The sequence below is a fragment of the Candidatus Baltobacteraceae bacterium genome, from assembly GCA_036489885.1.
GTDB lineage: Bacteria > Vulcanimicrobiota > Vulcanimicrobiia > Vulcanimicrobiales > Vulcanimicrobiaceae > JAFAMS01.
The window spans coordinates 930,179-942,716 of sequence record DASXEW010000003.1 but is presented as its reverse complement, the minus strand read 5'-3'; the positions used below and the strand labels follow the sequence as shown (position 1 = coordinate 942,716).

At 62.1% G+C, this 12,538-nt stretch carries 11 protein-coding genes; 4 read left to right on the top strand and 7 right to left on the bottom strand.

The window, feature by feature from the left end; genetic code table 11:
* Positions 1–68: 68 nt before the first annotated feature.
* The 5 genes from VGG22_10440 to VGG22_10420 all read right to left on the bottom strand — a co-directional run bounded on the left by VGG22_10440 (position 69) and on the right by VGG22_10420 (position 5,929).
* Positions 69–1,934, bottom strand: a complete 1,866-nt coding sequence (locus VGG22_10440; GenBank protein HEY1728782.1) for a hypothetical protein — start codon at positions 1,932–1,934, stop codon at positions 69–71.
* Positions 1,934–3,793 (bottom strand): selenocysteine-specific translation elongation factor, encoded by a 1,860-nt coding sequence (gene selB / locus VGG22_10435; protein HEY1728781.1) that lies wholly within the window; start codon positions 3,791–3,793, stop codon positions 1,934–1,936. Before selB ends, VGG22_10440 begins: the two co-directional genes overlap by 1 nt.
* A 12-nt stretch (positions 3,794–3,805) precedes the next feature.
* A complete protein-coding gene (gene selA, locus VGG22_10430) occupies positions 3,806–5,149 on the bottom strand; it encodes an L-seryl-tRNA(Sec) selenium transferase (protein HEY1728780.1) in 1,344 nt (447 codons plus the stop codon).
* Positions 5,150–5,168: 19 nt separating this feature from the next.
* Positions 5,169–5,498 carry a thioredoxin gene (gene trxA, locus VGG22_10425; GenBank protein ID HEY1728779.1) on the bottom strand — a complete coding sequence of 110 codons (330 nt, stop codon included), beginning with the start codon at positions 5,496–5,498 and terminating at the stop codon, positions 5,169–5,171.
* A 71-nt stretch (positions 5,499–5,569) separates the two neighbouring features.
* A complete protein-coding gene (locus tag VGG22_10420; GenBank protein ID HEY1728778.1) occupies positions 5,570–5,929 on the bottom strand; it encodes a hypothetical protein in 360 nt (119 codons plus the stop codon).
* Between the two features lie 139 nt (positions 5,930–6,068).
* Between VGG22_10420 and VGG22_10415 the strand changes: the two genes are divergently transcribed.
* Both VGG22_10415 and VGG22_10410 read left to right on the top strand, forming a co-directional pair.
* Positions 6,069–6,752, top strand: coding sequence for a response regulator transcription factor (locus tag VGG22_10415; GenBank protein HEY1728777.1), 684 nt, complete (start codon positions 6,069–6,071; stop codon positions 6,750–6,752).
* Positions 6,752–8,224, top strand: coding sequence for a HAMP domain-containing sensor histidine kinase (locus VGG22_10410; protein HEY1728776.1), 1,473 nt, complete (start codon positions 6,752–6,754; stop codon positions 8,222–8,224). Before VGG22_10415 ends, VGG22_10410 begins: the two co-directional genes overlap by 1 nt.
* Here the strand turns inward: VGG22_10410 and gyrA are convergent.
* On the bottom strand, positions 8,221–10,722 hold the full coding sequence (gene gyrA / locus VGG22_10405) for a DNA gyrase subunit A (protein HEY1728775.1): 2,502 nt from the start codon (positions 10,720–10,722) through the stop codon (positions 8,221–8,223). The genes VGG22_10410 and gyrA overlap by 4 nt on opposite strands.
* A 57-nt stretch (positions 10,723–10,779) precedes the next feature.
* The gene (locus VGG22_10400) at positions 10,780–11,124 is read right to left on the bottom strand and encodes a hypothetical protein (protein ID HEY1728774.1); all 345 of its coding nucleotides are present in this window, start codon (positions 11,122–11,124) and stop codon (positions 10,780–10,782) included.
* A gap of 170 nt (positions 11,125–11,294) precedes the next feature.
* Here VGG22_10400 and tsaE point away from each other — a divergent pair, with 170 nt between their 5' ends.
* Both tsaE and tsaB read left to right on the top strand, forming a co-directional pair.
* The gene (gene tsaE / locus VGG22_10395; GenBank protein HEY1728773.1) at positions 11,295–11,804 is read left to right on the top strand and encodes a tRNA (adenosine(37)-N6)-threonylcarbamoyltransferase complex ATPase subunit type 1 TsaE; all 510 of its coding nucleotides are present in this window, start codon (positions 11,295–11,297) and stop codon (positions 11,802–11,804) included.
* On the top strand, positions 11,797–12,447 hold the full coding sequence (tsaB, locus tag VGG22_10390) for a tRNA (adenosine(37)-N6)-threonylcarbamoyltransferase complex dimerization subunit type 1 TsaB (GenBank protein HEY1728772.1): 651 nt from the start codon (positions 11,797–11,799) through the stop codon (positions 12,445–12,447). The genes tsaE and tsaB overlap by 8 nt, the downstream gene beginning before the upstream one ends.
* The last annotated feature ends 91 nt before the right edge of the window (positions 12,448–12,538 follow it).

Sequence of the window (12,538 nt, the reverse complement as noted above, 5' to 3'; positions counted from 1 at the left end):
ATGACCGAGTGCTAACGCGCTGAGTTGCGCTAGCGACGCAAGCAGGCGCCAGCTAGATCTTCAGCGGCCTAGATCTTCAAACGTTGCTCCAGGACGAACATCGTACCGCTGAAGGCGGGGGATGGGCCAGTGGGTGGGACCGAGGGGATGCCGTTCAGCCCCGACCAGCGCACCGAGATCAGAGTTCCGGTCGTCGGGCCTTCCTCATATTCCAAGCCCGACATCCCGACGCGCTGGGCGTAGTCGAGGTTGGTGATCGCCTGGCCGAAGCTGCCACGCATGGCGTAGCGTCCGTACGAGATCGATCCGAGCAATCGATGATTGAAATGGTGCGTGAAGCCCAGCACGTACGAGGGCGCGTCGTACGAGACCGAGTCGATCCCGTTGAACGGGCCTGCCAGCCGCCGCATCGTGTCTTCGTCGTAATCGAGTGTTAGATCGCCGGCGCTCGAATGCCACGCGCTCCAAAGACCATATTGATGCTGACGTCCGAGCGTCGGGAACAAATTGCTCTGCGGCAAGAAGAAGCCGTCGACGAACCCGGTCTGCAGCGCGTTGGCTGTCGTGATCGGCGTGATCTGTCCAAAATTCCCGTAGACAACCTTTACTTCGACCGGTCCACCCGTCATCGCAGCGTGCGCACGATAGCCTTCGCGATTGATGTTCACCGGAAAATCGTTGATCAGCTGATAGTTCGACTTGAGCCATTGGCCGGGCCACGACCACGCGACGCTCCACACGTTTTCCGGCGTGCCGTATGGCAAGAGCGCCTGCGCATAGTACGGCTCGTTACGATAGGCGTCGATCCCGAAGTTCGCGTGCGCAAGGTTTTGCGTGAAGCCGACGTGATAGTAATTGCCGGGCTGTCCGGTACCGGGTTCCGCGACATTGGTTGCCGCGTATGTCGAATGACCATATTCCGCAACACCGTCGATTGATTTCGTCGCGTGAAACGCGGCGCGCACACCGAAGATCGTTTGCTCCTGACCGCCGATCAGGCTCGACGGCAATGCACCTTGCGGCGTAAACGCGAGCGTAGCATTGCTACCGTAGAGGACGGTTGTCGCAACCAAGGTCCCGCCCGTCGAAACGTGCAGCACATCCGCGGAGTAGCGCGTTCCCTCTCCGTGATCGATCACGAACGACGCCATTTCCAGTTGTGCGCCGGTTCCCGGCAGTGACGGTAACGCCGCGTCGGTCAGCTCGAGCGTTCCCAAGCCTTCCTTGAAAAGGCCGTCGACGCCGTGCAGGGGCAGAACGCCGTCGGAAGCTTGCCACCAATCGAGATTCGGTAAACCGTTGCCGAGCGTTTCCGGCGTCGCAAACGCGATCGCCGGAGCAAAGTTCGTGACTGCCGGTTGCGTGAACACAAAACCATCGCTCTGCTGCAAATCGAACCAGCCGCCGCGCAACAGCATGCGTCCGTCAGTCGTTGCGACAGAACCCGAAAGAACTGATACAGCGAAGCCGGTACCGTCATCTTGACCGGCGTGCGTTGGGAACGCGATACGAAAGCCGAGCTGCTGAAAACCCAAATGCGGATTGAGCGTATCAAAAAGCGGTTCGCCCCAATATGCAGCCGCCGTCGTACTGCCGGTAACATAGCCCGCCCCGAGCGTCGCGGAGAAGACGAGTCCCGGCGTCGTAAACGACGGACGAAAATATGCGGCGGATTCCGAGGCGTTGCCGGGCGTCAGAGGCGCGCTCGAAAACACATCGTAGGGCGTCAGTGGCGAGAGCGGTGCGCCCGCAGCAAATCCGAGGCCTTCCGGCGGCGAGACTCCCGGACCCCGCGTCCCGTCCGTAATAAATGTCGTGTGCGCATCAACGCTAATCGCGAATCCACGCGGACTCGGCGAGGGTGAAGGGGAGGGGTCCGCGGATGCCGGCGCACAGACAACGATCAACAGCAGCGCCGCAAAAAGCGCTTTCATCAACCGGCGCGTAACGTGCGCACGTCGCCGTTGCGAATCGTGATCCCGGCCGCGTCGAACCACTCGAGTAACGGAACCGCATACTTGCGAGATGTTCCGATGAGATCGCGGAAGCGGGCCATCGTCATCGAGCCTTCCTTGCGCAGCATCCCCTCGACGCGCGCGCGGACGTCGGCAACTTGCGTGCCGCGATAGACGGCATCGTGCACTTTTACGAGCGCACCGGTTGCAAGGAGCGTCTCATATGCTTCTTGCGCACCGCGAATCTTGGTCGTTCGCAGCGCCGAGGTCAAATCGTCAAACGCAATTGGGACGAGCGGATTTTGAGAATCGAGCTGAACCGTCACGTCGAAGAATTGGCGCTGTTCGGACGTAAGCTCCGGTGTGAATCCAGGAGCGGCGTAATAACCGTTGCGATATTCGAGCCGGCCTTCATCCACATAGGTCGCAAGAACGCGAACCACGATCGTTTCTTGCGCGCTGAGCGCTTTCGCAAGCGCGATCGACGTCAAACCCATCTTCCACGGCAGTTCGCGATGCGAGACGTTGAGCAGCGAAAGCGCGCGTGCGTACAAATCGTCCGATGCAGGGCCTTCAACGAATGCCACGGGTTTGGCGAGCTTGCGTGCGACGCCGCGCTCGACGAGACTATTGAGGATCACGAGCGTCCGTTCCTCGCGCAGATTTGCGCGCGCCGCAATCGTCGTCGCGATCCCGGATGCGATCCCGAGCGACGCGAGTACGGCAAGAACATTCTGCTCTTCGGGATCGAGCGCACCGTCTTCATCGGCTTGCGCCGCGATGACGCCGGCGCCGACGGTTCCGCCGCCGAGCAAGTCCTTTGGTGAGAGCCGCCGCACGACAAAAGCTTCGCCGGGATACGTAGCTGCCGCACGGCGCAACGAAAGCAGCCCGGATGTTGGCGTCGCTTCGCGCGGCGTCTCCTCGAACGAAAGCGTGCCGAGAATTTCTGCCGAGCCGAGATATGCGCGCACCTGATTTCTTCGGCGCAGCAGCGGCAGCGCGCCCTCGAGCGGCGTGAACGTAACCTCAAACTGGCGCTGCACGCTGAACTCTGAGCTGGCAAGTACCTCCCCGCGCTCGATTTCCGCAACGTCGACCTGCGGCAAATTGGCAGCGACACGCGAGCCGCCGCGGACTTCTTGCTGTTTCTGACCGAAGACATGCAAACTTCGAATGCGAACGTCGCGCCCGCTCGGCTGCAATCGCAACGTGTCGCCGGCGCCGAGCGTCCCTTGCATCAGCGTTCCGGTTACGATCGTACCGTGACCGGGAAGCGCGAAGACGCGATCGATCGGCAAGAACGCCGGCGCATCGGGTTTGCGTGCGGGCAACGCGACGAGCGCCGCGTGAATCGCCGCTCGCAGCTCGTTCATGCCCTCGCCGGTGAGCGTCGAGACAGCATACGCTTCTGCACCCTCGGCGACCGTACCGCGCAGCGCTTCGCGCGTCAGCTCTTCCGCAAACCCAAGCTCGTCGGCATCGACGAGATCGCGCTTGGTGAGCACGAGCAGCGTTTTGCGCACGTTGAGATACGTGAGAATGGCGAGGTGCTCGAGCGTTTGCGGACGCGGGCCCTCGTTCGCTGCAACGACGAGCAAAAGAATCTCCATGCCCGCGGCACCCGCAAGCATGTTGTGCAGAAAGCGTTCGTGGCCCGGGACGTCGACGATTCCGGCTTCGACGCCGTCATCGTAACGAAGATGCGCAAATCCGAGATCGAGCGTCATACCACGCAGCTGTTCCTCGCGCCAGCGGTCGGGATCGGTTCCCGTCAGCGCGCGGACGAGCGCAGATTTTCCGTGGTCGACGTGACCCGCCGTCCCGAGAATGTGCATGGTTCGCTTGGGTTACGACGCTCGGCTGCGCTCCACTGCCGCAAGCACGTCTTCGTCGCCGCTCGCGGGGATCGTACGCAGATCGATCAAGTAGCGCGCAGCTTCAGTACGCGCAACCAGCGACGGCGTCCCAGTACGCGCACGCCGTGCAAACCCGTCGAGATCCGCGGGCGCAAGCTCGAGCGCGACCGACGGAATCGTCTCTCCCGGCAACGAGCCGCCGCCGGCGTAGGCTTCCGAGTCGACGACCCGAGGTTTGAGGGACGAATCAATGCGCTTCGCAAGGGCCGAAGCGCGCGTACGCAGCTCATCGAGTGTGGCCGCAAGCATGCCGTAGATCGGCACGCGGGTTACGGTTTGCGGCGAGAGGTACAGTCGCAGCGTCGCGCCCAGAGCCGCCAGCGTCCCTTTATCGACGCGCAGCGCGCGCATCAACGGATCGGCGCGCAGGCGCGCGAGCATCGCGCTCCGGCCGACGATGATTCCGGCTTGCGGTCCACCCAACAGCTTGTCGCCTGAAAACGCTACGAGGGCGCAGCCGTCCGCAATCGCTTCGGGGACGGTCCGCTCGTGCGCGAGGCCGAATCCGCGCAAATCAACGAGCGCGCCGCTGCCAAGATCTTCAACGACCGGAACGCCGACGCGGCGCCCAAGATTCGCGAGCTCGTTAACCGCGACGTCTTCGACGAAGCCTTCGATGCGAAAGTTCGAAGCGTGTGAGCGCAAGAACATCGCCGTTCGCGGGGAGACCGCATGCTCGTAGTCCGAAAGCCGCACGCGGTTCGTGGTCCCGACTTCGACCAGCGTTGCGCCGCTGCGTTCCAGAACTTCAGGCAACCTGAATCCGCCGCCGATCTCGACGAGCCCATTGCGCGCCACGATCACTTCGCGTCCGCAGGCCAGCGTTTGCAAGATCAGCAGCATCGCAGCGGCACAATTATTGACGACGAGTCCGTCTTCGGCGCCCGTCGTTTCGCGAATCAGATCCCGCGAACGCGCGTATCGCGAACCACGGTGTCCGCTCTCCAGGTCGAATTCGAGATTGCTGTAGCCGCCGGCGATCTGCGCGATCGCGTCGAGCGCTTCGGGCGCAAGCGGTGCACGTCCGAGGTTCGTATGAAGAACGATCCCCGTTCCGTTGAGAACGGGGACGAGTCCCTCCAAAGCCTGGTGCGCGAGCATCCGCGCCACAGCGTCACGAATTGCATCGTAGGACGGAGCTTGATCTTCGCGCAAAGCGAGCGTCCGGCTCGAATCGAGCTCGCGCTCGATCGCACGCTTCACCGTTCCCGCGCCGAGCGACGCGGCATATCGCGCCAGAAGCGGATCCGCGGTTAGGCGGTGGACGGCCGGCAGCGCACGTGCTGCCGTCGAGTTACGCGGCGACGGCGTGCTTCGCGATCATCGATGTGATCGCGTTTTCGGGGACGTAACCGACGATCCGGTCAACCGCTTGGCCACCCTTGAAGAGGATGAGGCACGGAATGCCGGAGACGTGATACTGGCCCGCGATTGACGGATTCTCGTCAGTGTTCATTTTGACGAACTTCACCGATTCGGTCTTCGCTGCGACCTTCTCGACGATCGGGCTCAGCATTCGACACGGCCCACACCACGGCGCCCAAAAGTCGACTAAGACGGGCTTGTCGGAATCGAGCACCTCAGCTTGAAACGTGCTCTGTGTTACGTCGGAAAGCGCACTCATCGTTGGCAGAAAACCTCCGTCAGCACCAACCCCTCCGGGGGGTGCCCGGTTGCGGCCTGGCAGCAGCCTCCCTAGGCGACGACGGCGTGCGCGGGCGTACGTGCGATGATCATCCGGCGGCGCATGAAGGGCGCATCGTCGCGCGGGACGTCCGTTGGAATCGCAAACTCGTCGAGCACCGCACGCACGCGTTGCAAACGCGAAGCCGCGCGCACGTCGAGACCGTTGCGGCGGTGCGTTGCAATCATCGATCCGAGATCGCACAAACCCGACCACTGCGTCGACTCGAGACGCTCCAATCGCACGACGATCGTCGCGCAGATCGTTTGATCCAGCGTTCGAATGCTGCGATCGAGCATCTTACTCATCGTCGAATCGAGTTCGCCGACGAGATCGATAAGGACGATCTCGCGTCGTGCATTCGCTTTCACAAAAACCTCCGCACCGACAGTAACGAAACCACCTTACGCCTCGTCTCTCCGAATTGCCTGAGAAGGAAAGGCCGCCGAGCAACCGCCCCAAAGCAGCCTGTCCCAGAAACCTCCCAGGTCGACGCGCAATACTCGGTCCATGGACCCGGAGTCAGCCCGGATTGCGGTCGTTGACGACGAGCGCAACGTCCGGGAACTGCTGGAAGTCGGTCTCACGCAAGAAGGGTACGCTGTTCGCACTGCAGCCGATGGGCAACAAGCCCTCGCGCTTATTCGTGAATGGCCGCCCGACATTATTGTGCTGGACGTGATGATGCCCAAGGTCGACGGCATTGCACTTTTGCCGATGGTGCGCAAGTTGACGGAAGTCCCCGTCATCATGCTGAGCGCCAAAGGCGAAGTCGCAGATCGTATCGAGGGCCTGCGCAGCGGCGCTGATGACTATCTGGCCAAACCCTTCGAATTCGCCGAGCTGCTCGCGCGCCTGGAAACGGCGCTGCGGCGGCCGCGGCTCGCAAAGCCTCACACGCTTCGTTTCGCCGACCTCACTGTCGATCTCGACGCGCGCCGCGTGATGCGGGACAACCGCCGAATCGATCTTTCGATGCGCGAGTATGACCTGCTCGTCGCATTGATTCGTTCACCCAACCGCGTGTTTACGCGCGAGCAGCTCCTCGACATGGTTTGGGGCAGCGACCGCGAAGTCGGCACCGGAACTGTTGAGACGTACATCTCGTACCTTCGGGCGAAAATCGACACGCCGCCGCGTAAGAAGTTGATTCACACGGTCCGCGGCGTCGGCTACGTCTTGCGCGAGGAGTAATGCTCCGGACCCTTCGTGGTCGCATCACGTTTTCGTACACGGCATTCGTGATGATTCTGTTTCTGTTTGTCGCCGCGGTTCTCGCGCGCGAAGCAGTGATGTTCTATTCACGTGCGACGAACGATGCGATAGCGGCGGCCGCGAACCAAATTCGCCAGATCGTCGCGCAGAACCCGAACGCCGGCTTCACGTCGCTGGCCGGCAACGTGCATCAGATGGTCGAGCGGCCAGGCTTGCACATCATCGGATTCGAGCATCCCGAAGGCGTGACCGTCGGCCGTCCCCCGCTACACTTCGGAACGCACAGGCGCGCCGTGTACGTCCCGATTTCGCAGCAGCCCCGACTGCGCCCGGCACCACCGGGATCGCCACCGGGTGGACCACCTCCCCCTGACGGCGATCGCAATCCCGGCAATCGAACGCTTTTCTCGATCTCGAATCTGATCGGGATTCATCCGGAGCGCATCGACACGAAGATTGCGACATTCTTTGTCAGCCCCGATCCCGACGTCTTCCGTTCGTTGCTGACGTCGTACGCGATGATCGCGTTCGGCGGCCTGATCGTGTGCGGCTTGATCGGATTTCTGATCGGACGCTATCTTGCCGATCAAGCCCTAGCGCCGATGATCGCGGTGACCGGCGCGCTGCAGCGTTTTGCGGACGGTGATTTCACGCCGCAACGCATCGACACCCAGGACCGTACCGAAGTCGGCGAGCTGGCGAGTGCATTCAACGGCGCCGCTTCGCAAGTTTCCGCCGCGTTCGACGAGCGCCGCCGCGTTGAGGAATACATTCGTCAATTCGTGGCGGACGCGAGTCACGAGCTGCGCACGCCGCTGACCGTCATTCGCGGATATCTCGACGTCCTCAAGCGCGGCGCGCTCGCCGATCCGATTAAGCGCGATCGTGCCTTTGCGACGCTCGATACGGAAAGCGCGCGGATGCGCGCGCTGATCGACAAGCTGGTGGTTCTGGCACGGCTCGAACGGCCCCAACCCTCGCAGCTCGCGCGCGTCGACGTCGCCGCAGTCGCGCGCAATCTTGCAGAGGCGGTACGCGACGTTCCGGGACATCCGCCGGTCGCGCTCGTGCTCGACGACGGTGCGCACGTGCTCGCGGAAGAATCCGAGCTGCACGAAGCGCTGGCCAATCTTTTGGACAACGCGCGCAAGTATGGCGCCGGCGCGCCGATCGAGCTTCAGGTGAAGCGCGAAGGCTCGTTCGTTATCGCACGAGTCGTCGACGCCGGCCCTGGTATCCCGGACGACGAACAGTCACACATCTTCGATCGCTTTTTCCGCGGCGCGGCGCGCGGCGAGATCGAAGGCTCGGGGCTGGGCCTGGCAATTGCCGTGCACGCAGTAAGCCGCGCACACGGCACGTTGCGATTGCTCGAAAGCCGTCCGGGCCGGACCGTTTTCGAGATCAAGCTACCGGCGGCGCCGCAAATCCGGGAAGAAGCGCTGGTCTAGTCTTCGTCCGCCGGCAGGTCTGCCGCTTGTTGCGCGAGGACGGGCGCCGGCTCGCCCGTGATCTCGGCGATCTCTTTGCTTTGCTGCGTGAGATTCGCAACCGCGAGCACTTCGTCGCCTTCTGCGAGCCGCACGAGCCGTACGCCCTTGGTCGAGCGGCCGGCGCGCCGGATCTGCTTGACCGGAATGCGCGTGACGTTGTTCGCGCTCGTGATGATGAGCAGCTCGTCGCTCTCGCGCACGAGAATCTGATCGACGACGTTGCCGATCGCGCGCTCACGGGCAAATGCTTTGACGCCTTTGCCGCCGCGCGACGTATGACGGTATTCGTCGATCGGCGTTCGTTTGCCGAAGCCGTGCGAGGTGACGATCAGAACTTCGCGCCGGTCGTCCTCGACCACGTCCATAGCCATGATCTCATCGCCCGGACCGAGCGTCATTGCCTTGACGCCGCGCGCCGGCCGGCCCATTGCGCGCACGTCGGTTTCATTGAAGTGCACCGCCATACCGCCGCTCGAGGCAAGAATGATGTCGCGTTTCCCGTCGGATAGATCGACTGCGAGCAGCTCGTCGTCCTCGTCGAGGTTGATGGCGATCAAGCCACTGCGGCGAACATTTGCAAAATCTTCGAGCCGCGTCTTCTTGATGACGCCGTGACGCGTCACCATGACGAGATACTTGTCGTCATCGAACGCGCGAACCGGCAGCACGGCCGTAGCAACCTCGCCCGGCGGAAGCGTGAGCAAGTTGACGAGATTGGTGCCGCGAGCTTGGCGTGATGTTTCCGGAACTTCGTAGGCCTTCAGCCGGAAAACGCGGCCCTTGTTCGTGAAGAACAAGACCGTTTCGTGCGTGTTCGCAATGAAGAAATTGCGAACGACGTCCTCGCTCTTGAGGTTGCCGATTCCCATCACGCCACGACCGCCACGATTCTGTTGGCGGAATGTGTCGACCGAGACACGCTTGATGTAGCCGCCGGCCGTCACGGTGATGACGACGGGGACGTTGGCAATGATGTCTTCGATCGAGACTTCGCCCTCGGCCGCGACGATTTGCGTGCGGCGCTCGTCGGCGAAACGCTTTTTGACGTCCTCGCCTTCCGCCTTGACGATAGCATCGATGCGCTTTGGCTTGGCGAGAATGTCTTTGTAGTCGATGATCTTTTTCTTGAGCTCGTTGTACTCGTCTTCGATCTTCTGACGCTCGAGGCCGGTGAGCGTGCGCAGACGCATGTCGACGATGGCGTTGGCTTGGATCTCGGTGAGCTTGAAGCGATCCATCAAACTCGCGCGTGCGACGTCGACCGTTTGGCTGCCGCGGATGATCTTGATGACCTCGTCGATGTGGTCGAGCGCGATCCGGAAGCCCTCGAGCAGATGCGCGCGCTCTTCGGCCTTCTTGAGATCGTATTCGGTGCGCCGGCGAACGACAACGCGACGATGCGTAATGAAGTGCGCGAGCATCTCTTTGAGCGGAAGAACTTGAGGCTCGAGCGTCAGCTGGCCGCTCTCGGTCTGGGCCGGCACGAGCGCGAGCATATTGAAACCGAAGCTCGTTTGGAGCGGCGTGTGCTTGTAGAGCTGGTTCAAGACGACGTTCGGCGTGGCATTGCGCGCAAGCTCGACTGCGATGCGCATGCCTTTGCGGTTGCTCTCGTCGTGGCACGCAGTGATACCGGCGATGCGTTTGTCGGAATACGCTTCGGCTATCGCCTCGACAATGCGCGACTTCGTAACTTGGAACGGCACCTCGGTGATGATGATCTTGTACTTGCCGCGCTCTTCGACGATCTCGGCTTTACCGCGGATGACGACCGAACCGCGCCCGGTCTTGTAGGCTTCGCGAATCGCTTCGCGTCCCATGATCACGCCGGCGGTCGGAAAATCGGGACCTTGAACGATTGCGGCCAGCTCGTCGTCGGTCGCTTGCGGATTCTCGAGTAAGAGCGCGATCGCATCGCAGATCTCGCCGACGTTGTGCGGCGGGATGTTCGTAGCCATGCCGACGGCGATGCCGCTCGAACCGTTGACGAGCAGATTCGGTAAGCGCGACGGCAGAACGGTCGGTTCCGTCGTTTGATTGTCGAAGTTCGGAATGAAATCGACCGTCTCGCGATCGATTTCGGCAAGCATATCGAGCGCGGCACGCGCGAGACGTGCTTCGGTGTAGCGATATGCGGCCGGCGGGTCGCCGTCGATCGAGCCGAAGTTTCCGTGTCCGTCGACGAGCGGATAGCGCAGCGTGAAATCCTGAGCCATGCGCACGAGCGCGTCGTAAACCGACGAGTCGCCGTGCGGATGGTACGACTTGAGCACCTCGCCGACGATACCGGCGCACTTCCGATGCTGCTTGTCCGGGGTGAAGCCCATCTCGCGCATTGCGAATAGGATGCGACGCTGCACAGGTTTGAGGCCGTCGCGTACATCCGGAAGCGCACGCGAGGCGATAACCGACATGGCGTAGGCGAGGTAGGAACGCTCCATCTCGTCTTTGACCATGACGGTCGAAATACGCTCGTTCTCTATTTGTTACTTACTCCCAGAAAATAGAACCCATTAGTCCCCAAGTGGGATGCCGTCTTCGTCGGTCGCGACGTCGAGCTCGTCTTTGAACGAGAGCGGCGGCTCAGGAGCGGCAAGCGAGAAGTCATCAAGCGGCGGCGGCGCTTCTTCGAGCGGTGGCGCTTCTGCCGAACTTTCTTCCAAATCCCAATTCAGTTCGGCTCCGTCAGCCGCTTCGGCAGCGACCGCCGAGGTCTCGGAATGCGACTGCAAATTCAGCACGCCGCGTTCGAGCTTCGATTTGGCTTCGGCCGCTCGCGCGCGAACTGCAGCGACGCTCGCTTCCACCTTGCTTTCAAGGTCGGCGAGTGCTTGCGCAGCTTGATCCTCAGTACTCATGCTAGCGGCGCTCAGTTCTGAGTCCTTCGTGTGGTTTTACCACTCTACCGAAGAAGAGTCCGATTATTCCGCCGAGCAAGCCGCCCGCTAAAGCTACCATGAGTAGTTCCCCGCCGAATGCTCCGATGCGACCAAACGAAAAGACACGAACGGTCGCAATGAAGCCTTCGATGAAAGCTGCCAAAACCGAACACACCGCACCGGAGATAATGCCAATTACGATGTCGCCCAGCCGCCAATACACTTTGGAGGCGTTCCCCGCACGTCTTACGGTTTCTTCCCTAGAGGCGATGCGCGCGCTGGCTGCGGAGCTCGCGCGTCACGTTCGCCGAGGTGACGTCATCGCCGTCGAGGGCCCGCTGGGCAGCGGAAAGACGGTTTTTGCCGCCGGCCTTGCGGCCGCGCTCGTCGGTGGCGACCCGGTCACGAGTCCTACCTTCACGTTCTGGCATCGCTACGGCGACGCCAAGGTCAAGCTCGAACACCTCGATCTCTATCGCATCGAGGAGGAAGCCGACTTGGCCGAGCTTGGACTCGAAGAAGCCTTCTCAACTGACTCGATCACCATCGTCGAATGGCCCGAACGCGCTCCGAGTTTGGTCGGAACCGCGAAATGGCGCGTACAGATCAGCGGCAGCGGCGATTCCCCACGCGAGGTCACGATTCGCGCGGGTGCGTGAACCGATCTTGGCACTCGAAGGCGCGCTCGATTCGTTTTCGGTCGCGCTCTTGCGCGACGGCGAAATCCTTGCGGAATCGCTTTCGAAGCAAGCGGCACTCGAGGAAGGCCTGCGCTTGGTACGCGCGCGCCTCGAAGGGGGAAAGCTTCGGCTCGCCGATCTCGGCGGGATCGCAGTTGGAACCGGGCCGGGCGGATTCACGGGTCTGCGTATCACGATCGCGTTTGCGAAATCGCTCGCCTTCGGTGCGAAGCTCCCGCTCGTGGGCATCTCTTCCTTCGATATATTGGACGGCAGCGCAGCCGCCGAGTCGCGGCTGCCGCGCGTGACCGTGATCTACGGCAGACCGGGCATCGCGTGCATGCGACGCACCGCACACGAGGGAACACGCGTCGCGTGCGGGCCGATTGCGGCGACGCTTGCGCGGGTCACCTCCGAAGGTGAAGAAATCGCAATCGTCGGCGCCACGGAGGACGTGCAGAGCGCGGCTCTCGAACGCGGTCTGTCCGTGCATCTCATCCCGGTCGGTACCGAGCTCCCTGCTGCGACCCTTGCCCGCATCGCACGCACGCGTCCACCTGCGACCAGCGTTCATGAGGTCGCACCCGATTATGGTGAGCTCCCCGCGGTGAAGCAACGGTAATGTTGTTACGAGCTCCCTCGGGGAATGTAAACGTTATCGCAATGATGATGGGCTCGAAAGATGGGGGGCGCGCAGCCTGGGGCGGAGCGCC

What these genes read in the sequence shown, in the direction of transcription:
- VGG22_10440 (HEY1728782.1), bottom strand. Translation starts at nt 1,934, where the DNA reads ATGAAAGCGCTTTTTGCGGCGCTGCTGTTGATCGTTGTCTGTGCGCCG.
- selB (HEY1728781.1), bottom strand. Translation starts at nt 3,793, where the DNA reads ATGCACATTCTCGGGACGGCGGGTCACGTCGACCACGGAAAATCTGCG.
- trxA (HEY1728779.1), bottom strand. Translation starts at nt 5,498, where the DNA reads ATGAGTGCGCTTTCCGACGTAACACAGAGCACGTTTCAAGCTGAGGTG.
- VGG22_10415 (HEY1728777.1), top strand. Translation starts at nt 6,069, where the DNA reads ATGGACCCGGAGTCAGCCCGGATTGCGGTCGTTGACGACGAGCGCAAC.
- VGG22_10410 (HEY1728776.1), top strand. Translation starts at nt 6,752, where the DNA reads ATGCTCCGGACCCTTCGTGGTCGCATCACGTTTTCGTACACGGCATTC.
- gyrA (HEY1728775.1), bottom strand. Translation starts at nt 10,722, where the DNA reads ATGGTCAAAGACGAGATGGAGCGTTCCTACCTCGCCTACGCCATGTCG.
- VGG22_10400 (HEY1728774.1), bottom strand. Translation starts at nt 11,124, where the DNA reads ATGAGTACTGAGGATCAAGCTGCGCAAGCACTCGCCGACCTTGAAAGC.
- tsaE (HEY1728773.1), top strand. Translation starts at nt 11,295, where the DNA reads ATGAAAGCTGCCAAAACCGAACACACCGCACCGGAGATAATGCCAATT.